At 34.1% G+C, this 22831-nt stretch carries 20 protein-coding genes, 1 tRNA gene, 2 rRNA genes and 2 pseudogenes; 9 read left to right on the top strand and 16 right to left on the bottom strand.

The genetic code is table 11. The annotated features are described in order from the left end of the window. Positions 1–47: 47 nt before the first annotated feature. On the top strand, positions 48–677 hold the full coding sequence (locus tag ACICP1_RS01175) for an SDR family NAD(P)-dependent oxidoreductase (RefSeq protein ID WP_264682331.1): 630 nt from the start codon (positions 48–50) through the stop codon (positions 675–677). A gap of 132 nt (positions 678–809) precedes the next feature. Then, positions 810–1277, top strand: coding sequence for a hypothetical protein (locus tag ACICP1_RS01170; RefSeq protein WP_010407187.1), 468 nt, complete (start codon positions 810–812; stop codon positions 1275–1277). A 553-nt stretch (positions 1278–1830) separates the two neighbouring features. On the opposite strand, the gene fsa is transcribed toward ACICP1_RS01170, so the two are convergent. Next, positions 1831–2475, bottom strand: a complete 645-nt coding sequence (gene fsa, locus ACICP1_RS01165; protein ID WP_007302527.1) for a fructose-6-phosphate aldolase — start codon at positions 2473–2475, stop codon at positions 1831–1833. 409 nt (positions 2476–2884) lie between these two features. Between fsa and ACICP1_RS01160 the strand changes: the two genes are divergently transcribed. Next, positions 2885–5230, top strand: coding sequence for a hypothetical protein (locus ACICP1_RS01160; protein ID WP_395460929.1), 2346 nt, complete (start codon positions 2885–2887; stop codon positions 5228–5230). Positions 5231–5599: 369 nt separating this feature from the next. Here ACICP1_RS01160 and ACICP1_RS01155 read toward each other — a convergent pair whose 3' ends face one another. From ACICP1_RS01155 to pstC, 3 genes are all read right to left on the bottom strand, one after another. After that, complete coding sequence (locus ACICP1_RS01155; RefSeq protein ID WP_012482002.1) at positions 5600–5941, bottom strand: F0F1 ATP synthase subunit epsilon; 342 nt, start codon at positions 5939–5941, stop codon at positions 5600–5602. A gap of 5 nt (positions 5942–5946) precedes the next feature. Continuing rightward, the gene (gene atpD / locus ACICP1_RS01150; protein ID WP_264374808.1) at positions 5947–7383 is read right to left on the bottom strand and encodes a F0F1 ATP synthase subunit beta; all 1437 of its coding nucleotides are present in this window, start codon (positions 7381–7383) and stop codon (positions 5947–5949) included. Positions 7384–7478: 95 nt separating this feature from the next. Beyond that, complete coding sequence (pstC, locus tag ACICP1_RS01145) at positions 7479–8567, bottom strand: phosphate ABC transporter permease subunit PstC (RefSeq protein WP_264375924.1); 1089 nt, start codon at positions 8565–8567, stop codon at positions 7479–7481. A 107-nt stretch (positions 8568–8674) separates the two neighbouring features. On the opposite strand from pstC, the gene rpmH reads away from it, so the two are divergent. The 3 genes from rpmH to ACICP1_RS01130 all read left to right on the top strand — a co-directional run bounded on the left by rpmH (position 8675) and on the right by ACICP1_RS01130 (position 9453). Continuing rightward, on the top strand, positions 8675–8809 hold the full coding sequence (rpmH, locus tag ACICP1_RS01140; protein ID WP_010404613.1) for a 50S ribosomal protein L34: 135 nt from the start codon (positions 8675–8677) through the stop codon (positions 8807–8809). Beyond that, positions 8793–9170: a ribonuclease P protein component gene (gene rnpA, locus ACICP1_RS01135; protein ID WP_080589533.1), complete on the top strand. Its 378-nt coding sequence runs from the start codon at positions 8793–8795 to the stop codon at positions 9168–9170. Before rpmH ends, rnpA begins: the two co-directional genes overlap by 17 nt. Before the next feature lie 73 nt (positions 9171–9243). After that, positions 9244–9453 carry a hypothetical protein gene (locus ACICP1_RS01130; RefSeq protein ID WP_353278303.1) on the top strand — a complete coding sequence of 70 codons (210 nt, stop codon included), beginning with the start codon at positions 9244–9246 and terminating at the stop codon, positions 9451–9453. Positions 9454–9576: 123 nt separating this feature from the next. Here ACICP1_RS01130 and ACICP1_RS01125 read toward each other — a convergent pair. The 3 genes and pseudogenes from ACICP1_RS01125 to ACICP1_RS01115 all read right to left on the bottom strand — a co-directional run. Continuing rightward, positions 9577–10296 (bottom strand): annotated as a pseudogene (locus tag ACICP1_RS01125) (IS66 family transposase); the annotation flags it as partial. Positions 10297–10487: 191 nt separating this feature from the next. Next, a 5S ribosomal RNA gene (gene rrf, locus ACICP1_RS01120) occupies positions 10488–10594 on the bottom strand. 67 nt (positions 10595–10661) lie between these two features. After that, a 23S ribosomal RNA gene (locus ACICP1_RS01115) occupies positions 10662–13426 on the bottom strand. Positions 13427–13757: 331 nt separating this feature from the next. On the opposite strand from ACICP1_RS01115, the gene ACICP1_RS01110 reads away from it, so the two are divergent. Genes ACICP1_RS01110 through ruvX form a run of 3 tightly spaced genes read left to right on the top strand, consistent with a single transcriptional unit; the run spans position 13758 to position 17186 of the window. Continuing rightward, positions 13758–14828, top strand: coding sequence for a methyltransferase domain-containing protein (locus ACICP1_RS01110; protein ID WP_264682315.1), 1071 nt, complete (start codon positions 13758–13760; stop codon positions 14826–14828). 48 nt (positions 14829–14876) lie between these two features. Further along, a complete protein-coding gene (locus tag ACICP1_RS01105) occupies positions 14877–16661 on the top strand; it encodes a ribonucleoside-diphosphate reductase subunit alpha (protein ID WP_264682313.1) in 1785 nt (594 codons plus the stop codon). A gap of 57 nt (positions 16662–16718) precedes the next feature. Then, positions 16719–17186 carry a Holliday junction resolvase RuvX gene (gene ruvX, locus ACICP1_RS01100; protein ID WP_353278306.1) on the top strand — a complete coding sequence of 156 codons (468 nt, stop codon included), beginning with the start codon at positions 16719–16721 and terminating at the stop codon, positions 17184–17186. Between the two features lie 25 nt (positions 17187–17211). Here ruvX and ruvC read toward each other — a convergent pair whose 3' ends face one another. The 9 genes and pseudogenes from ruvC to ACICP1_RS01055 form a co-directional block, all read right to left on the bottom strand. Next, a complete protein-coding gene (gene ruvC / locus ACICP1_RS01095; RefSeq protein WP_395460928.1) occupies positions 17212–17700 on the bottom strand; it encodes a crossover junction endodeoxyribonuclease RuvC in 489 nt (162 codons plus the stop codon). Beyond that, positions 17701–18528 (bottom strand): cytochrome c oxidase subunit 3, encoded by an 828-nt coding sequence (locus ACICP1_RS01090; RefSeq protein WP_395460927.1) that lies wholly within the window; start codon positions 18526–18528, stop codon positions 17701–17703. Between the two features lie 47 nt (positions 18529–18575). Then, positions 18576–19235 (bottom strand): TenA family protein, encoded by a 660-nt coding sequence (locus ACICP1_RS01085; RefSeq protein WP_395460926.1) that lies wholly within the window; start codon positions 19233–19235, stop codon positions 18576–18578. Positions 19236–19250: 15 nt separating this feature from the next. Then, positions 19251–19952, bottom strand: a complete 702-nt coding sequence (locus ACICP1_RS01080) for a TenA family protein (RefSeq protein WP_395460925.1) — start codon at positions 19950–19952, stop codon at positions 19251–19253. A 110-nt stretch (positions 19953–20062) separates the two neighbouring features. Then, on the bottom strand, positions 20063–21229 hold the full coding sequence (gene metK / locus ACICP1_RS01075) for a methionine adenosyltransferase (protein ID WP_353281663.1): 1167 nt from the start codon (positions 21227–21229) through the stop codon (positions 20063–20065). Positions 21230–21268: 39 nt separating this feature from the next. Continuing rightward, positions 21269–21345: transfer RNA gene (locus ACICP1_RS01070), tRNA-Ile, on the bottom strand. Between the two features lie 8 nt (positions 21346–21353). After that, complete coding sequence (rpmA, locus tag ACICP1_RS01065; protein WP_006012184.1) at positions 21354–21623, bottom strand: 50S ribosomal protein L27; 270 nt, start codon at positions 21621–21623, stop codon at positions 21354–21356. 10 nt (positions 21624–21633) lie between these two features. After that, a complete protein-coding gene (gene rplU / locus ACICP1_RS01060) occupies positions 21634–21936 on the bottom strand; it encodes a 50S ribosomal protein L21 (RefSeq protein WP_007302510.1) in 303 nt (100 codons plus the stop codon). 218 nt (positions 21937–22154) lie between these two features. After that, positions 22155–22630, bottom strand: a pseudogene (locus tag ACICP1_RS01055) (outer membrane protein). Positions 22631–22831 lie beyond the last annotated feature (201 nt).

Below are 22831 nucleotides of genomic sequence, written 5' to 3'. Positions count from 1 at the left end.
TCATTGGAGAAAGTCTAGCACGGTTGCTCATTAAAGATGGATGATTTGTGGTTGGCATTGCAAGGCGCACTGAAAAACTGGAAAAATTAAAAGAAGAATTAGGTAGTAATTTTTTACCTATAACATGTGATGTAAGCAAAAGTGAAAATATTAAAAACTCGTCTGATTTTTTAAAAAAGCAAAATATTATACCAAATCTCTTTTTTCTTAATGCAGGATGTGGCGAAATAGAAGATAAGTTTCATACCAACATTCATAGAAAAACATTTGAAACCAATTATTTTGGAGTTATCAACTGGATTGAAGAATGGATTCATCATAATTCCTTGGCAACTTTTGCGGTTATATCTTCTCTTGTTGCTATGCATGCAACACCACATGCTTCTGCATACTGTGCCAGCAAAGCAGCACTAAAAAGTTGTTTTCAATCACTAAAAATCCAATATGCTAACAGTAGCACAAAGTTTATCACCATAATGCCAGGGCCAGTAAAAACAGATATGTTTAAGTCTAATAAACCACTTCCCTTCATATGGGAGCCAGAAAAAGCTGCAGCATATATTTTAAAAAGTATATTTAAAGGAAAGAAAGTTATAGCGTTTCCAATTTTCTGGCGGTTATTTTTTCATATTTTACAAATTCTTCCCACTAAAATGACTGCAAGAATCTTACGATAATCACCAAATCTACCATCTTGTAAAGCTAAAGCTCTTCAAAACTCAATCGCAAGCTTCTCCACACAAAAACATCTTGACTATCGCATGTTTCATATTATATGAATAAACTGTTAATGAAAGTGGAGGGTTGCAATGCCTAATAATACAGATCAGTCTAAAAAAATAAATGAGAAATGGTTATTTATAGGAGGTGCTTCACTGTTTCTTGTAATAATGCTACCATCAATTTTTCTCTTAGCAAAAATAGCTATGATGTTTGTTATAATCTCAACTACAGCAATAGCAATAAAAATTGCCTCAAAAGCAATATCAAACGTTTTAGAGGATAAAGAGAATCAATCAACACAAAATAAAATTATAAACCTAGCTATTGGAGCAGTGTCCATACTTGCAGGTGGGATATCATTACTTATTACAGCAAAAGTTGGTTTCATCGCAATATGTTCAACTATAGCTATTTTAGCTCTGTATGAATATATTAAAGATGAAAAAATAGGTAAGGATATAAATGATAAATTCGATGAAATAGCTAATAATACAACTGAGTTTTGCGTCAACAGCATTGAAAAACTTATTCCATCACAAAGTTGTGAAGTGTAATCTTTTGTTTATAAATTTTTAGATGCATGGCTAACCAGTGCTTCTTCTCTTGTCATCCCAGTGCTTGACACTGGGATCCATCATCACTAGAAGCATTGCATTTTAACATTACTTTTATAGTCATAAATTTAACTAGATTCCAGTGTCAAGCACTGGAATGACATTGTTTATTATATGCCGTATTGCAATATTCGTACAGCTGTGTACGTAAAACTGGAATGACATGTTCGTAAAATTACGGTAAAAAATTACTTGACAAACTCTAATAGTTTTGTTACCATGCACAGTGAAGGTGTTCTAGAGCTCGGAATCTATCTTCGTCTGCAGACTTTTCAATTCAACTAATCTATAATCTTCAGTTAAAATATATTTTAGCTATACTTCGGTCGTAGCTGTATACATTTTTCTCAATCTTTTTTATTAGTGGAGGACTATCATGTTTAAAACACTGAATTACGCATATCATTGACCTACATGTCTTTAAAGGACAGATGGTACCTATGTCCTTTTTATATAAATTATTGTGTTTTTATGTCTTTTTTAGCAATATCATTTATTGTTTTACGCCCCAGTCTTTTTCAAATATTGCGAGCCCTTGATCAGTAAGTGGATGATTAATTAACTGTCTAAGTATTTTTGCTGGCACAGTAATTGAATGAGCACCAAGCCGTGCAGCTTCTATTACATGTGCTGGACTTCTTACTGATGCAACAAGAACTTTTGTCTTAAAATTATAATTAGAATATATAGTGCATATATCTTCTATTAGCGATAAGCCATCATAGCTTATATCATCAAGGCGACCAACAAAGGGAGAAATAAAACAAGCACCGGCCTTAGCGGCAAACAGTGCTTGTCCAGGAGAAAAACATAATGTAATGTTAGCAGGTATTTTATGTTCTGTCCACAACTTTTTACAAGAAATTAATCCTTCATGTGTAAGGGGTAACTTTACTACGATATTACTAGCGATTTTCGCTAACTTAAGGCCTTCCTTAACCATATCTTCATGGCTATCTGCAACAACTTCAACACTAACAGGCCCTTTTATAATAGAACATATTTCGCTTACTAAATCTTCGTACTTATCTTTATGTCCAGATTTTGCTATTAAAGAAGGATTAGTTGTTATGCCATCAATGAACTCTTTTAGCTCCTTAATTTCATTCAAATCAACACTATCAAGAAAAATTTCCATATTATTGTCCTATTAAAAACCTATTTTTACAAAATATTGTCATCTTTGAAAAGTATTAAATAAAATCGGATTTTTAACTCAACTCAATTTTCAGTCCGTTAGGAAAGAAAATATTGCACTGAGACACAGTATAGCGCTTTCCTTAATTGGTTGCATTTTATTAACAAAATTAGCATAACCAATTTCTGAAGTTTACTAGCTTTACGTTCAATAGAAATTCTTGCATAGCCTAAAACTTAGTGCTACTATTAGTATAGTAACACAAATAGGTAGTGAGGAACAATAAACAAAATGACTAAGTTCGAGTTTAACGCTCGCAATTAAATTCAACTAAAAAGGTTAATATAAAAGGAGTTAATCACTCCTAAAGTAAATATATTATCAGAACAATAGTAATAAGGGGTATACTATGTCAACAAATTTCCCGACATTGAAAAACATATTAGCAGAGCTGAAAAGAAAAAATAGCATTACTGTTTTAGAAGAACATTGTCAGGAAAAATGGGAGGTTTATGACTTGCTCATGGATTTAACAAATGATGAAAATTTTAAGCAAGCATATATAGATCTATCTTTCAACAAGAGCTTTAAAAAAAACTTTATAGAATTAGCAAATCAGGCAAAAAAAGCTGTAAGTAAGTATTTTAGAGACAAAGACATAGACCTTCGAGCTTTTTATGTAGAAACTAACAATTCTGATAAGGTGTTAAACATTAATCTTATTAATTACAATAGAAGTGAGCCAATAAGAATTAGTGATATCTTACAGCAAGAAAGGGATATTAGCACATTGAATATCTATTGCGATAAAAAGCATGACATATACGCTTACCGAAAAGGTAAGGAAAGACATTATGAATTTAAAGAGGGTGCATATTATGAAATGACAAGCACTTGGCCTGTGCAGGACAAGGATGGGAAAACTTTTACCTGTACTATGGTTATGAATGTAAGTAATTCTGGTATAACTAAAGTACTACAGTTTAATGGTAAAGATTTTGAATCGCCACCTGAGGAGTTTTTGGAATTAATAAGACAAAATGAAGAATTATATATTCAAGGTCTCTCTCTACATGACGCTGTCAAAGCATTATTGGAGAAGAATAAAGATGCTCCAGCTGTTATTAATCTGCAAAATAATGAACATATCGTAATCAATAAAGATGAAAAGATGAAAGATCTTGAAAATGATGCTAAAAGCAATCCTATTCTTTCTTTCACTAGCAACAATGTATCAGAGGTTAATCCACAGCAGATTGCAACTCAGGCAATTGCAACTCAAACAGAAGTTAATTCACAACAACTAGATCAAAAGCTTACAAAAGCTGAGCAAGAAATTAGAGAATTAAATGAGCAGAGGAACGAATTACGATATAGGTTCGACAAGGCTGAACAAGAACTTGAAGAGTTAGAAAAGCACAATAGTGACTTACAGAATGAACTTGGAGAAGAAAAGCAAGAAATTAGAGAATTAAACGAGCAAAAGAATAAATTACAATATAGGCTCGATGAGGCTGAGCAAGAAATTAGAGAATTAAATGAACTGAGGAACAATTTACAGCATAGGCTCGAAGAGGCCAAGCAAGAATTTGAAAAGCATAATAGCGATTTACAGAATAAACTTGGAGAAGAAAAGCAAAAAAATGCAAAATTACAAACTGAACTGACACAAAAAGATGAAAAACTAGCAAATATGTCAACAGAGCTGCAAGAAAGAGCGCAAGAACTTGAAGGTGCATATGAAGAAAAGAAAGACCTGAAGAAAAAGCTGGAAGTTGCCAATGTAAAAAATAAGAAACTGGAAGATACATTGCAGATAGAGAGCGAGCAATCAGAACGTATAATGATCGAAGAGAATGAGCGCTTAACGAATTTAAAATATAGGCTCGACAAGGCTGAGCAAGAATTTGAAAAGCATAATAGTGATTTACAGAATGAACTTGGAGAGGAAAAGCAAAAAAATGCAAAATTGCAAGCCGAACTGACACAAAAAAATGAAAAACTAGCAAATATGTCAACAGAGCTGCAAGAGAAAATACAAGAACTTGAAAGTGCACATGAAGGAAAGAAAGATCTAGAGAAAAAGTTAACAATTGCTAATGCAAAAAATGAAAAACTGGAAGATAAATTGAAACAGTTTAAAAAAGCGGAAGAGGAAGCAGAAGATATATTAAATGAAAATTGGAAAGATATACAGAATTTAAAATTTACAATTCTACGCTTAGATGATAAGTACAACACAAATCTGGAATCTTATAAACAAGAGGTAGATCAGCTAAAGCAGGAATATGAAGGGTTAAAGAACGAGGTAGAGCTTAAAGATGAGCAAATTAAGAAGTATAAGCAACAGTTGTCGCAGAAGAGAGAAGAAACAAAAGAGAATCAATTACTGACAAAGATTAAAGAATTGGAAGAATGTAATGAGCACTTGACAGAAATAATTGGAAATAAAGCTCTGGAAATTGAAAGAATAACTGGAGAAAGAAAAGAGCTAAAAGGTACAGTGCAATACTTAAATAGTCAAGTAGAACTGTTAAGTCCAGTAATTGATCAAGTACTTGTTAATAAAAAGGAAGTTTTTGATAATAATTCAAAAATGTTTTACCAGCTTACAGAGAAAATTGATGATTCAGAAAAAAAATCTAGGTCTTTAAGCCTTGATAGCGCATTTCATAGCGATCACTGTAATTCACTTCTAGACTTAATCAGCAGTCCCTCAAAGGTGTGTAGCCAAAGTCAGCGTGGAAATGTTTAAAGATGCACATGAGACCAGCGGCTTCTTTATTCAAGTAGCCCCTCTTGTCATCCGAGTAGTGTGACACATAGCTGTACGAACATTGCAATACGGCACATAATAAATAATGTCATGCCAGTGCCTAGACACTGGGATCTAGTTTTTGGACATTGTTTCTGACATATGTTCTTAAGAACTATTGTTTACTGCATAATTTGCAAATACTTTTTATATCTGGATCCCAGTGTCACGCACTGGGACGACAAGAAGGAAGATACTGGAATGACATCTTCCCTTAACCATAATGTTTGTACAGTTGTGTGTCAGCTACTTGAACGACAAACATTGAGATGACAAGAGTAGACTTATTTCTTGAACAAAAAAGAGCCCCTAAAGAGATTTGACATCAAGATAACTTAAATATATACCAACTCTCTTATCTTTTAATGATTCCTCATCATGAGTCAAATGATCAAAAACCTGAATTTGATTCGTTATAATGCTACAATTATTATTTGCAACCTCTAATATACCATTATCAATTACAACTTTTTCCTTTGTCTGGTTACTCATTTGAGCAGTAATTATACCAGGCAATAAATAAATTAAGTAAGGAGAATGGTAAGCTAAAATCACTAGCTCTCCTTCAAGCCCATTCACTGAAAGCGAAACCACTTCATCGAATGAAATTCGATTATCAGGAGAAAAAAATTGCACCTTAAAAGTGTTCATAATCTTTAATGTCCGGCTCCAACTTCAGCTTTTATTGATTCAGCCTTTTCTATTGCTTCACTTATACTTCCCACCATATAAAAAGCAGCTTCTGGCAGATGATCATATTTACCTTCAATAATTCCTTTAAAACTAGAAATAGTATCAGAAAGTGAAACAAATTTGCCAGACATGCCAGTAAATACCTCCGCAACATGAAAAGGTTGAGAAAGAAACTTCTGAATTTTACGAGCTCTATCAACAATAATTTTATCTTCATCAGATAGTTCATCCATACCAAGTATTGCGATAATATCTTGCAGCGACTTATAAGTTTGCAATATACGTTTCACTTCAGAAGCCACATTATAATGCTCTTCACCAATGATTTCAGCAGATAAAGACTGAGAAGTTGAGTCAAGTGGATCAACAGCAGGATATATACCCATTTCAGCTATCTGCCTTGACAACACTGTGGTTGCATCAAGATGAGAGAATGTAGTTGCTGGAGCTGGATCGGTCAAATCGTCTGCAGGAACATATATAGCCTGTACAGAAGTAATAGAACCAGCAGTAGTTGAGGCTATTCTCTCTTGCATAGCGCCCATATCAGTCGCAAGAGTTGGCTGATAACCAACAGCCGACGGTATTCTTCCAAGCAAAGCAGAAATTTCAGAGCCAGCTTGAGTAAAACGGAAGATATTATCTACAAAAAATAGAACATCTTGATTTTCATGATCACGAAAATACTCCGCCATAGTTAGTGCTGTTAAAGCAACCCTAGCCCTTGCTCCAGGAGGTTCATTCATTTGACCATAAACCAAAACGGCTTGAGATTTTTCGTGCTCATTTATATCTATTACATTCGAAGTAATCATCTCGTTATAAAGATCATTACCTTCACGCGTTCTCTCTCCTACTCCAGCAAACACAGAAAATCCTTTATGAGCTTTTGCTATGTTGTTAATCAGCTCCATTATCAGAACTGTTTTACCAACACCAGCTCCACCAAATAAGCCAATTTTTCCTCCTTTAAGATAAGGAGCAAGAAGATCTATAACCTTTATTCCTGTAACTAAAACTTCTTCCTGTATCTTCTGCTCAGTAAAACTTGGAGGTGATCTATGTATAGGTTCTAAATTATACTTTCCTTTTAGCGGACCACACTCATCTATAAGCTCTCCTACAACATTAAAAATCCTTCCTAAAGTTGAGCGTCCAACCGGAACTGATATTGGTGCACCTGTATCAACAAACTCATCACCTCTTGACATACCATCTGTGCTATCCATAGCAATACAACGAACTACATTGTCACCTATATGTTGTGAAACCTCTAAAACTAGCTCCTTGCCCTTACATTTTAGTTTGCTTTTTAAAGCATTAAATATCTTAGGCAACCCGTCTTCAAATTTTAAATCAACAACTGCTTGAGTTATTTTAACTACTTTACCTGTACTCATCTCTTTCATCACCTAACACTAAATTCTATAAAAGAACTTCTAAAGAAAATAAATCCTATATTATTAACAGAAATTTTGCAATATTAAAACACTTACTAGTTACGTTTCATTATAAATAGTGCAAATGCATTTAATAGCCAAGTAATAACAAACAGCACCAAACTAAGCGCATAAGCAGCAAGAGTTTGCACACTATTGAAATCCTGATCTCCGGTAAGTAATGTAGCAATTTGTACAGTGATAGTAGTAACTGAATTGAGAGGATTAAAGGTCAAATTTGCATTGATTCCCACAGCCATTAGTACAATCATTGTTTCACCTATCACCCTTGAAATTGATAATAAAACTGCACTTAAAATTGTAGGCATTGCATAAGGTATTGTTATATGCCATATAGTTTCCGCTGGTGTTGCGCCAAGCGCCATAAAACCATAACGTAAACTTTTTGGAACAGATCTTATAGCATCTTCAAGCAAAGAAATAATAAAAGGAAGAATCATTATTCCAATCGATAAACCAGCAATCAAAGCACTTTCTGAGTGTATACTTAAATTAAAAAAATTTGCTACCTGCTTTATAAAAAAAGACAAAAATACAACTGAGAAGTATCCATATACAACAGTAGGAATAGCAGACAAAACCTGTAAGGCTGTATTAATAACATAACGCACTTTTTCACTCGCATACTCACTAATATATATTGCAGAAAATAAACCAAGCGGCACCGCAACTAACATTGCTACAATAGTTATAAGTAATGTCCCCACTAAAAGTGGCGCTATACCAAAACATCCCACCTCTCCTTCACCAATAATAGCTACATTATGCTTCCATTTTAAGCAAAATAAGAATTCTGAAATAGCTACTTTATTAAAAAAAGAAATGGACTGAACAAAAATAGATAGCATTATAAATAAAGTGATAAAAAGTGATATTGCTAAAGCCATAAATAACAAAAATTTTACCATCTTATTTCTTTTACCTTTAAAGATAAAAATCAGCATAAAAAAAAGTAACGCTATAGAAATAGAAGTTATAAAATAACCATCATAGAATGCTAACAAACAAGGTAGCATCCACATACAACTCAAATATATATAAGACTTAACTTTACTTACTGCTTGAAACTTACTCAAACAAAATAAAAGGATTAGTAAAACAGGTACGCCTATAATTAAATTCATTTTTCCATATATCAAATTTTATTCAACAAGAATGCCATAGAAGTTGACCATTATTTGACAATAGAGCAAAATAATTTAAAATAAATAGTTATATTAATATAAAAACAATGAAAAGAACATTTCAACCAAAAAATTTAAAAAAAAAGCACAAACATGGATTTCGTTCACGTATGTCAACAAAAGCTGGAAGAAAAATTCTTAATAAGCGTCGCTCATTAGGGTGTAATAAATTATGCGCATAGTAAGCATAAAAAAAAAGAGTTTTCCTTTGCTTTTAAAAACAGATTAGCACCTGACAGTCTTTTTTATCGAGGGGTATATATATCACTATATGCTATAAAAGAAAGAGAACCTGAAAAGTATATTCATGTTATTAGAGTAGGTCTGGCTATCAGTAAAAAAGTCGGAAAAGCAGCAAAAAGAAATAAAATAAAAAGGCAATTACGAATGCTAGCTAAAGTTAGCATTTCTAATATAAGTAATGTAGGATACTATTACATAATACTAACCCATAAAAACATTATGCAAGCAGGCTATAAAAATTTACAAAAAGACCTCAATATTTGCTTAAAGAAAGATAAAATAAGAAGAAATTTTCACTAAAGTATTTACAGATATATTTTTTATGATAAGATAAGTAAACTTTTTAAAATAAATTAATAGATGTGGGTGCTTGATGGTAGAGAGTATAAGAAAACAAGATAAAAAGCTCGATACAAATAATGCTGAAGAGAGTTTTTCTGAATATAGAAAGTCTAGCTATCGTACACAATGGGGAATGGCATTTGAACAAAGCCAATACTTAGAACAAAATAAGGATAATCCTACAGGGAAGTTGCTAAATTTGAATATAGAAGCAACTTATTACAATAAGAGAATGGTTTGATAAAAGTAAAAGTACCCGTTCAAGGGAGTAGTTCAAGAAACGATAGGCAGGGGATTGTATAGTTCTCTTTATTTCCATGTTAAGTATAATGAAATTATCCTTTCAAGTTCCTAGCTCTGATTACGTAAAATATGAGCTTTTACAGTAAACGATATAATGCCTAATTTGCTGTTCAGCGTGATAGTGGAATACTTTCTGGTTTACTTAAAAAATTTCACATTATTCTTTCAGATTTTAAAATATTTTTCGCAACTTGAAAAGCTCCAGTTGCTTCAGATAGGTAGCTTCAAGTAATACCTTATACGTTTTGCAACTTTCTTATACTTCTGTTTCATTTTTTAATAAAGCTTTTTTTAGCATAAATAATTCAGTGGATGCGTTTTTTAAGTAACAGCCCAGAATTTTAACTTCAATAGTCCAGCTATGTTTCAAAGTACCTGTCAGCGACTATTACGATTGCAACATACACTGTCTTTTAAATCTTCTTTTCCTTTAAAACTTGCAGTATTGCTTCAGCACTAACCAAGTTTACCTTTATTATAACACGTTGATGCGCAAAACCTCACTTTTCTTATTCGATTTGCTCATACACCTTTTTGCATTTTGAGGGAATTCTATATTCACTATTTGATACGCTTTCAATTCACATTAAAAACATCACTTATAATTTTCACGTTTTGAATTTTTATAAAATCCACTGAGTGCTACAATTATCACCTAACTATTGGACCAAATGTATCTGCTTTTTGGTAGTTTGCTACTTCTTCTTTCTCCTCATCTCCAACAACTTAATTAATATTCAATTATATAAAGTTTGATTTTCGGAAGATCAATTGTTTGATGATTTGTTAAATATTGCTATCTCTCCTCCTCATTTGCAAATAGGTGACAAATTCTACTTTTAAATTTTCTACTTTTATTTTAAAGTTTTCGCAAAATTCTAAAAGATCAGTTATATTACCTCATAGCTACTCTATGTTTACCTTGTTTCATCGCTCTACTGAACAGATATAAATAAAAAGAAATTTTTATAAACTTGGCAACGACCTACTTTCCCTTTTTAAGTATCATCGGCGCTAAAAAGTTTCACTTCCGAGTTCGAGATGAGATCGGGTGGTTCATTTTTGCTATAGTCACCAAGTCAATAAAAATTTCTGACTTAACAAATTTCAATTTAATATTTAACACTGCATATGCACATATAGAAAGCAAATAAATCAATCAGGCTATTAGTACCAGTTAGCTTCACATGTTACCATGCTTCTACACCTAGCCTATCAACGTGGTAGTCTCCCACGGCCTTAATTGGGAAATTTTTTTGAAGAGGGTTTCTTGCTTATATGCTTTCAGCAATTATCCCATCTATACATAGCTACCCAGCGATGCTATTGGCATAACAGCTGGTACACCAGAGGTATATCCATCTCGGTCCTCTCGTACTAGAGTCAGATCTTCTCAAATTTCCTTCACCCACGGCAGATAGAAACCGAACTGTCTCACGACGTTCTAAACCCAACTCACGTAACACTTTAATCGGCGAACAGCCGAACCCTTGGGACCTTCTCCAGCCCCAGGATGTGATGAGTCGACATCGAGGTGCCAAACGGTGTCGTCGATATGAACTCTCGAACACCATCAGCCTGTTATCCCCGGCGTACCTTTTATCCGTTGAGCGATGACCCTTCCATACAGAATCACCGGATCACTATGACCGACTTTCGTCTCTGCTTGGCTTGTCAGCCTCGCAGTCAGGCAAGCTTATGCCATTGTACTATCAAGCTGATTTCCGACCAGCTCTAGCTTACCTTCGCACGCCTCCGTTACTTTTTAGGAGGCGACCGCCCCAGTCAAACTACCCACCATACAATGTCCTAGTTCCAGATAATGAAACATAGTTAGATATCAAAAGTGTAAAGGGTGGTATCTCAAGGTTGACTCCATTATAGCTAGCGCCATAACTTCAAAGTCTCCCACCTATCCTGCACATCACACTTTTAATAGCAATGTAAAGCTATAGTAAAGGTGCACGGGGTCTCTTCGTCTAACCGCGGGTACCCCGCATCTGCACGGGGAATTCAATTTCGCTGAAATGATGTTGGAGACAGTGGAGAAATCGTTACGCCATTCGTGCGGGTCGGAACTTACCCGACAAGGAATTTCGCTACCTTAGGACCGTCAGTGTTACGGCCGCCGTTTACTGGGGCTTCAATTTGGAGCTTGCACCCCTCCTATTAACCTTCCAGCACCGGGCAGGCGTCAGACCCTATACTTCCACTTACGTGTTTGCAGAGTCCTGTGTTTTTAGTAAACAGTCGCTACTCCCTATTTTGTGCCACCTACTCATAGTTGCCTAAAAGCAGGTTACCCTTCTTCCGAAGTTACAGGTATAATTTGCCGAGTTCCTTCAACATCATTCTTTCAACACCTTAGTATACTCTACTCATCCACCAGTGTCGGTTTACGGTACGGCCTCATAAATATAAGTGCTATTTCCTGGAGCTTCTTTTAAGCATAGATCAATCCAATAAGACCTATACAAATACAAAACCCGTCACACTTAAGAGGTTTAGGAATATTAACCTAATTGCCATCGACTACTCCTTTACGGACTCGCCTTAGGAACCGACTAACCCTACGCAGATTAACTTAACGTAGGAACCCTTAGATTTTTGGTGAGAGTGTTTTTCACACTCTTTTACGCTACTTATGTCAGCATTCTCACTTCCGATATCTCCAGCAGTTTTCACAAACCACCTTCACAGACTTACGGAACGCTCCGCTACCGCGCCTATTAATCGAAATCAATAAGCACCCACATCTTCGGTATACAGCTTTAGCCCCGGTACATTTTCGGCGCAGAAAAACTTATTTAGACAAGTGAGCTGTTACGCTTTCTTTAAAGGATGGCTGCTTCCAAGCCAACCTCCTAGCTGTAATGGTTTTTCCACTTCCTTCCCCACTTAGCTGTAATTTTGGGACCTTAGATAGTGATCTGGGCTGTTTCCCTTTCCACCACGGACTTAGCACCCGTAGTGTGTCTGCTGTATAATTAATTGTTGGTATTCGGAGTTTGGTTAGATTTGGTAAGATGATGAATCCCCCTAGTCTATCCAGTGCTCTACCCCCAACAACATACATACAACGCTCTACCTAAATAGATTTCGCGGAGAACCAGCTATTTCCAAGTTTGATTGGCCTTTCACCCCTAATCACAACTCATCCAATAATGTTGCAACATTAACTGGTTCGATCCTTCAGTATGTTTTACCATACCTTCAATCTGGTCATGACTAGATCACTTGGTTTCGGGTCTAATCCATAAAACTAAACGCCCTATTCAGACTTGCTTTCGCTACGCCTACACCTACCGGCTTAAGCTTGCTTCATAGATTAACTCGCTGACCCATTATGCAAAAGGTACGCTGTCACTCTAAATATCAATAAATTGATATAGAGCTCCAACTGTTTGTAAGCACTTGATTTCAGATTCTATTTCACTCCCCTCCCGGGGTTCTTTTCACCTTTCCCTCACGGTACTTGTTCACTATCGGTCGTTAAGGAGTATTTAGGCTTGGAGGATGGTCCCCCCATATTCAAACAGGATTTCACGTGCCCCGCTCTACTCAAGGATTTAAAAACTTTCTATTTATACAGGACTATCACCTTCTATGGTTACCATTTCCAGAGTATTCTAATTCTTATTTTTAAATCACTAGCCTTTTCCGCTTTCGCTCGTCACTACTAACAGAATCTCGGTTGATTTCTTTTCCTTTGGCTACTTAGATATTTCAGTTCACCAAGTTTGCTTTATATACTTAGTATATAATAACTAGCCAAGCTAGTTGGGTTTCCCCATTCGGAAATCTGCGGATCAAAATTTGTTGACAATTTCCCACAGCTTATCGCAGCCTGCCACGTCCTTCATCGCCTCTTAACGCCAAGGCATCCATCAAGTGCTCTTAATAATTTATTTATCTGACTATATGTAGAATATGCAGAGTTAAATATTAACTTACAATTGAATTGAGATTAAATAATCTCTACCATAAAACTTTTCAAACATCTAAAAACTAATCTTTTATATGTTACAATCTGATAAATCATATGTCAACGCCTTTTTACACAAAACATTTACCTATTATTATCAACAACAATATACCAGCAATCTAAAACAGTACAATCTGAGAAATATTCGACAAATTGATATGTACAGAAAAATTAATGAAAAAGATATTTTGTAAGATAAAATGTGTTAAAATTAGTTACCTAAAAATGAAAATGAACATTTGGAGTATTTCTAATGTATGAAAAGTAATCTATCTTTTATAAAAAACTTTGCTTTAAATTGTATATCTAAGCTCACTGGCTTATTAAATATTAAAAAAGTAAAAAATTTCATTATGGATAAATACAATACTCTCCATAAAGAAATTGTAGTGTTTCTTGAAAAATCTAAAAACCTGTTAAATACCAACATTGAAATCGGGTTATATCACTTCTATAAAGGTAATATATCAGATGCAAAGTTAAGATTTTGGTTAATTAGCATATTCTACCCCAATTTACCTATAATCTGGTATAATATTGGAAGATGTCATTTTGCAGTAGGAAATACTAATAAAGCTTATAATTATTTAACAAAGACACTAAAATTAGATAGTAGTCATAAAGAAGCTTCTTACTATATAAAGAAAATAACAAACACATCAGATATCGTGGAATTGCCTGAAAATCTCATAAAGCAATATTTTGATTACACAGGTGAATATTTTGTTGAGCATTGGCTAATTGCCAAACAATACAGAGGACATGAACTAGTACATATGATAATCAAAAAAATCTTTCACAACTCCACTTCTGAACTGAATATACTTGACCTTGGTTGCGGTACTGGAATATGTGGTCACTTCCTAAAAATAAATAATATTAGAAGTCGCATAACAGGAGTTGACATCTCAAATAGAATGCTCAATATTGCAAGAGGATGTCTTATAAAAGGTAAACCTGTTTACAATGAGTTAATACATACAGAAATGAAAGAGTTTCTTAAACAAGAGAAGAACCAGCAGTATGATGTAATTATCTTTGCTGAAGTGCTACACTATCTACATGATTTTCTAGCAGAATTGGAACTAGCAAAAGGATTGACAAACAAAAAAGGGGTTATTGTATGTTTAGTAAGAAGAAAGGAAGGTAAAGGTATTGACTTTGTAAACAAAGGAGATTATTTTCGTCATTCAGAAGATTATATTCAGCATGTTGCAAAAGAAACAAATATGCAAATAAGTCAAATGAGTTACTGTAAAATATATGGCAGTCAGGTTGATGGTATCTTATTTGCATTACAACATCCACAAACAAATTCAACAACTTAATCGAGAAATCGCTCAAATAAATTTCTATATTATCATAAAAGGAGCCTTATGAATTACATTACTATTAATTACGCAAAAGATAGTAAATTAACCGATTTTGGAAAAGCAGTTCTATTGGATAGGTATTTAATAGAAAATGAAAGTTATCAAGATCTCTTTATACGTATTGCTAATTACTATTCTGATGATAGAAAACATGCACAACGTCTTTATGATTACATGAGCAACTTGTGGTTCATGCCTTCAACACCAATACTTAGTAACGGCGGTACCAAAAGAGGATTGCCTATTTCCTGCTTTCTTAATGAAACTGAAGATAGCTTGAAGGGAATAGTTGATCTATGGAATGAAAATGTTTGGCTCGCTGCACGTGGTGGTGGAATAGGTAGTTATTGGGGAAATTTACGTTCAATTGGTGAAAGTGTCAAAGGTAGCGGTAAAACATCAGGAATTGTGCCATTTATCGTAGTACAAAACGCTCTGACGCTTGCAATCAGCCAAGGATCCTTAAGAAGAGGAAGCTCAGCAGTTTATCTTCCTGTATGGCATCCAGAAATAGAAGAGTTTCTAGATTTACGTAAGCCAACTGGTGGTGACCCAAATCGCAAAGCATTAAATATACATCATGCTGTAATAGTAACAGACAAATTTATGCAAGCTGTTGAGAATGATCAAGAATGGAATTTAATAAGCCCTCATAACAATAAAGTTATTTCAACAGTAAAAGCACGGGATATATGGATTAAAATATTAACAGCAAGAATTGAAACTGGAGAACCTTATATTATCTTTCTTAATGCAACAAATAACAATAAACCAGAACCTTACAAAAAGCTCAATTTAGATATCAAAATGTCAAACCTATGCAGTGAAATAACTTTAACTACAGGTTACGATCACCTGAACAAGTCGCGCACTGCTGTATGTTGTTTATCATCCGTAAATCTTGAATACTACGAAAAATGGAAAGATAATGAGCTTTTCATAGAAGATATAATGCGTTTTCTTGATAATGTATTAGAGGATTTCATAAACCACGCACCAAATGAAATACAGCGAGCAAAATATTCCGCAATAAGAGAGCGTAGTATCGGTCTTGGTGTGATGGGCTTTCATTCATTTTTACAAAGTAAAATGGTTCCTTTTGAATCAGTAACAGCCCAACAATGGAATAAAAAAATATTTAAGCATTTGCGCGAGCAAGCAGATGTAGTTTCTAAAAAATTAGCAGAAGAAAAAGGGCCATGTCTTGACGCTAAAGAAATCGATCTAATGGAAAGGTTCACACATAAGCTCGCTATTGCTCCAACTGCCTCAATTTCGATTATCGCAGGCAACACTTCTCCTGGAATAGAGCCGTATGCAGCAAACGTATTTATACAGAAGACACTTACAGGTTCATTTGTAGTACGAAATAAATTCTTGCAAAAACTACTAGCAGAAAAAAATCAAGACAATGATGAAACATGGTCCTCAATTTCAACAAATGAGGGTTCTGTTCAGCATTTAGATTTTCTTAGCAAGCATGAAAAACTGACATTTAAAACAGCATACGAACTTGATCAACAATGGATCATAGAACATGCAAGTGATAGAACTCCTTATATTTGTCAATCTCAATCAGTAAATCTGTTCTTACCTGCCAATGTGCATAAACGTTACTTACACAAAATACATATGCTTGCTTGGAAAAAAGGATTAAAAAGCTTGTATTACTGCAGATCACAATCAATGCAGAGAGCTGACAAGGTCTCACATGACATATTCAAAAAAAGTGAAATATTGCAACAAAAAACAGATATTAATTATGATGAATGTCTATCATGCCAGTAGACTGTACATACCTTACTGTCACAAAAATACAATTGTACAAAAGTTATGTTTTCATAGATGCTACATAGAAATCCAGATGAATTTCTAAAGTCTATTCCAAGAGATAAACGTATAATGTGCCTTGATATGGGAGAAAAACAAATAGGCGTAGCATTTAGTGATAAAACACAGCTTATAGCTACAGCTCATAGTATATATTATAGAAGAAATATGAGCAAAGATTTAGGTTATCTGTATAGAATATTCAAAGAAAATGAAGCTGGATCAATGGTAATAGGACTACCATTCAAAATAGATGACCAAGAGACCGAATGGTGTAAAGCAATAATCCAATTCGCAAATAAAATAATAAAAAAATGTAAGATAAACATATATCTACAAGACGAAAGTTTATCAACATCTCTTGCAACTCACGCACTAAAAATTACTGGAATATCAATCACAAAATCAAAAAAAATAGATGATAAAATTGCTGCATGTATTATTCTGCAACGAACATTGGATAAGATAAATGCCATCAAATAGTTTTTTAAACTGAATTCATGTAAAACTACTCAATAAAACAAGAATTTCTCGTATAAGCATGACAAATTGCTGTAGCAAGAGCATCAGCAGTATGGTGACATTTTATATTTGAGCTTTTAACTATTTGCTTTACCATAAATATAATCTGACCCTTATCAGCATGACCATTTCCAGTAATGCTCTTTTTTATATAGTTTGCATCATATTCATTCATGGGTAAATCCGTCATTCGTAATATTAAAATTGCAATTGCTCTTGCATATCCTAAAGTTAGCGAAGATTTTGGATTCTTATTAATAAAAATTTTTTCCACAGCAGCTTCATTTGGAGAGTATAGGAAAATTACTTTCTTTAATTGTTCAAAAATTATATGTAGACGTTCACCTAAACCCAATTTACCATCAGTTGATATGGTACCGCCACCCAAAAATTTAATATTATTCTTTTCTTCCAGTCTAATAATGGCCCAACCAGTCTTACTCATCCCTGGATCTAGACCTATTATTTTAATCACTTAATAAAGGCTTAACCAATAAATAAACAGAAATAAAAATATCCAGACTAGATCGACAAAGTGCCAATACCAAGAAGCAAACTCAAAGCATAAGTGATCTTGAGGTGTAAATTGATCTTTTCGAGCTCTAAATAAACATACTGACAAAAATATTATACCTATTATAACATGCACACAATGAAAACCAGTAATCATGTAAAAGTTGGATGTATAGATAAGTTTTTCTCCTGTTTCTCGTAAAGAAAAACTTGCTTCATGATATTCGATTGCTTGCACTATTATAAAGAACATCCCAAGCAATATAGTTATAGACAGCATTTTAATCATGCTTTTTTTATCATTTTCAAGTAAAAAATGATGTGCTGAGGTAATTGTTGTACCAGAAAGTAATAATATTAGTGTATTCATGAATGGTAACGACCATGGATCCGGTGGTAAAATCCCTTCAGGAGGCCATTCAACTTTTTTTGTAGGAGAAAACGCTTCAAATAAAAAAACCGGATCAAGCCAGGCTTTAAAGAATGAACAAAAGAACGCTATAAAAAACACAACTTCCGAGAGGATAAATAAGTACATTGCAAGCTTGAGTCCATGTTTTACAATGGCAGTATGGCATTTATCATAAATTGCTTCTCTTATTACATCTCTCCACCAATAAAACAGTACACCTGATACTGCAGAGATTCCTAAAACTAAACCAAATATTCCAGAAGTTTGTTTATGAAATACACCAACTAACCCAAGTGCAAGAACAAAAATTGCTGCTGATATAGCAATTGGCCAGGGGCTTGGATCCACTAAATGAAAATCATGTCCTTTACTTTTCATATCATCTTCAAAAATACGTACCAAGCATACAAATTAGCTTAAAATTGTCAATATTTCTTAAAAGCTCGATCAAATTCTGAAAAATTATATGCGCTATTCCAAAAATCTAACTCAAATTGTGCGCTTATCCTAAATAACTCAAGCATTCTACTTCTTTCTTTTTCTCCTACTTTTTGGCAATACTCATCAACAATATGTTCTAAAGTAGTGCACCCATACTCCATTAAACTACCACTATAAAAATCAAACCAATCCTTATACCTGTTATTTTCCTTGAACCCACTTTTCATACTATCAGTAACAGTTTTGTATATAAACATGCAAGAATATAAAACTGTTACAGTTTCATAGATATCACTATATGAGACAGACAAAAGAAAATTGGTAAAATTAAAACATGTAGGAGATTTTTTTCCTCGTCTCACACCGTATATAGTAAAGTAGTGATCACACAAGAACTTATTAACAGCTATTGACCCTTGCGCTACTTTGGCAAGTGGAATTACATTACTACAATCTTCTATTCTGGACGCAATAATCAATATGGTACGAATGTAATCGTCTAAAAACAACGTGTCTTGCTGGATATAGAATTTAAAGTTCTCTATATTTAAAGTACCTTCCATCAACTCAACATTAAAAGGATGATTAGTTAAATCTCTTAAAAGATTTGATCCATAGCAATTCTTAATTATATTACTAAACATGCAAAACACTCAAAATCAAAGTTCTGACACGAGTAACTCTATATTAGATTCTAAGTCGCAACCTGCATTATAATATATCTCATTCCAAAATTCCATTTCAAGCTGCATCCCACTACGAAAGAATTCTAACATATTCCTTTGCTCATTATCATTGGATTTTTTATATAGACTGTTCATAATGTTAGTTACATCATCAATCATGGTATTTGCTGCATCAGAGTTAAAAAAATCTATCCATTTTTGATATTTGTTATCAGCAACAGTTTTACCTTTCGCAATATGACGTACAACTATTTGATATATACAAAAGCACGGGTAAGAAGCTGCTAAACCTTCAGCAACAGAATTGTGATGTGCAACACGTACAAAGAAGTTAGTAAAAGCTGAGCAAGACTTCGACTTTTTGTGGCTATCAGACAAATCGCAATCTGCAAAATGTTCTCTATAGTAATCTCGTGTGGCAAAAGTACCCACAGCTACACAAACTAGTTTATTCATTATTTCAACGTCATTAAATTTAGCTGCAATAATCAATAAAGCACGAGTGCAGTCTACTACATACAAAAAATCCTGCTGAAGATAAAATTTGAACTTTTCATAATCTAGCGTATTATTCATCAACTCAACATTGAAAGGATGTTTTATTATTTTTTCAATAAGGCCAGATGACTCTCTTACAGCAATATCGTAAAATTCTTCTTTTGGTTTGTCGGACATCTTGTAAGTCCCATAAATATTAAAACTGGTATAATTACTAAAAAGTTACTTACAATTTAATAATAAGTTATTATATCAGTATCAAGCTAGAAATAAAAGAGTTTAATAGTTTAAAGAAATTCTCTCTTTTTTTCTTCTATATTAAATTCTTTACAAAAATCAGTAGATAAGTCCACACCTTCCCAAGAAAATCCACCATCACTTTCCGATTCTTTACCAAAATGCCCATAGCAGGCTGTACGTTTATATATAGGACGATTAAGTGATAAATGTCTTATTATGCCTTTAGTTGATAAATCTATGTTACCTTCAATAAACCCTTTAATCCTCTCTTCATCTATTGTATTCGTGCCAAATGTATCAATGTAAAATGAAGTAGGTTTTGAGACACCAATTGCATAAGAAAGCTGCACAAGACAACGTTCAGCTAAACCTGCAAAGACAATATTTTTAGCAAGGTATCTCGCCATACAAGCTGCGGATCTATCAACTTTTGTTGCATCTTTTCCAGAAAACGCTCCTCCACCATGTGGAATATAGCCTCCATAAGTATCAACCATAATTTTTCGTCCGGTTAATCCACAATCACCAACTGGTCCGCCAATAACAAATCTACCTGTTGGATTGACTAAGAGATTTTCTTTAGGGCACATCCACCCTTCAGGTAAAGATGAAGCTATGTAAGGATAAATTATTTCCTTCACTTTCGATTGACTCAGATCCTCAAGATGCTGTATTGAAACAACAATACTTTCAGCACGCACTGGAAGGTTATTCTCATACGCCAAAGTGATTTGCGATTTTGCATCCGGACCAAGCTTTACCTCTTTGACCATACTCATGATATTTCTCAGAATCGAGTGTGCATAAAAAATGGGTGCTGGCATGAGGCTTTCTGTCTCTATTGTTGCATAGCCATACATTATGCCCTGATCCCCAGCACCTTGATCCACACCTATTGCAATGTCATTTGATTGTTCATGTAGTAATATATTTACTTTCACTGTTTCCCAGTGGAAACCATCATGCTCATAACCAATATCTTTTATTGTATTCCGTACAATACTTTCAATCTTGCTATTTTCAATGTTCGGCCCAAATACTTCCCCAGCTATAATAACATTATCTTTAGTAACTAAAGTCTCTATTGCAGTACGAGAGGAAGAGTCATTAAAAAGGTATTCGTCAAGTATTGCATCTGAAATCTGGTCTGCTACTTTGTCTGGATGACCGGCTGCTACTGATTCACTGGTTACTGAATTCTTATGTAAAACCATCGCTTAGTTACACGATATCAAAACTATTGCAAATTTAAATGGTGGGTCTGGGAAGAGTTGAACCTCCGACCTCACGCTTATCAGGCGTGCGCTCTAACCACCTGAGCTACAGACCCGTATCTATTCAAGCCAAGGCTTGCATATCATCTGTAGGCACAACATCAATAAACGTCTTTTTATTTGCTGATTTTCTAAAACTCACCCAGCCTTTCGTTTTAGCAAAAATCGTATGATCTTTACCCATACCAACATTCTTTCCAGGATGAAATTTTGTACCTCTTTGACGTACAATTATGTTACCTGGAATAACCTCACCATTCTTCTTTATCCCGAGCCGACGCCCTGCCGAATCTCTACCATTACAGGAACTACCACCTGATTTTTTAGTTGCCATATCTTACCTCTTACTTTTGAAGACTAATTTCATTGATACGAAGAACAGTAATATACTGCCTATGACCATTTTTCCTACGGTAATTTTTTCTTCTCTTTTTCTTAAAGATTATAATTTTTTTATCTCTACACTGCTCCAGTACTTCAGCTTTAACAACAGCATTAGACGAACAAGATAAGCCATTGTTTGAAACACAAATCACTTTATTGATTTCCACTTCCTCTTTTTCTTCAGCTTGTAATCTTTCTACTTTAATTATGCTGCCTTTTTTTACTAAATACTGCTTTCCACCAGTTTCGATTACTGCAAACATGACAAATATCAATTATTGTTATTAACACTAATCGTAAATGATGTTACACATACTGTCAATATAAATAAAAACATGAAATACTTCTACCTTTATCTGCTTTTCCTCGTGGAGAGTAGTCAAGTTTTAAAACTTGACTACTCTCAAATTCTCTTAGTATCATGAAAACTTTACGACGTTAATAAAAACTCAAGCTTTCACTAAAAACATTCAATCGGAGCTTATAAATTAAAACTCATTCCAAGTTCAAACCCATGAGAAAAATTACTGAACTTGTGAAGTTTATAGCCAGCGAAAACATTCGTTCTCTCAGAAAGTGGAAGATTAATACCAGCACCTATCTGGTAGGAAAAAACTTTTTTACGTCTAGCTGTTGACCTTGCTGTGCTGGTTGAGATACTTTAGCTCCACCTCCTACACCAAAAGTAACATAAGGAGTAATATCCGTACTTTCAAATTGATGATTATAATGAAGCTTTGCCATGAATCCTAACTCTGCCAAAGATCCTCCAAACAAAACAGATTTCAATACAGGACCAGCTGAAATTTTAATGCTATCTGTATAGTGATAGCCAAGATCAACATTAGCACCAACCCCACCTGAAAAGGAAGTGTAGATTCTATCTTTAATCCAATCAACTCCAAAAGACGGTGCTGACAAAGAACAGCAGATAACCAAAGTAAGTAATTTTTTCATTTTCACCCTCTAACCATGAATATACGCATATATATCCATAGAAAAGTTAAAAATCACATAACTTACATAATAAAATCGGAATCACTTTTTTAGCTACTTGCCTTTCTCTTGCAATTGCCAAACTTTTCTTTTTCACATTTTATTACCTACTGCAATCATCATTTTAGCCTATATAACTTGCTTTTATTTCAACAAAAATTC

The organism is Wolbachia endosymbiont (group B) of Ablattaria laevigata, from assembly GCF_964277395.1.
In the GTDB taxonomy this organism is placed as follows: Bacteria; Pseudomonadota; Alphaproteobacteria; order Rickettsiales; family Anaplasmataceae; genus Wolbachia.
Note: the sequence above shows the minus strand (reverse complement) of the source record. Positions and strands in the feature narration are given on the sequence as shown.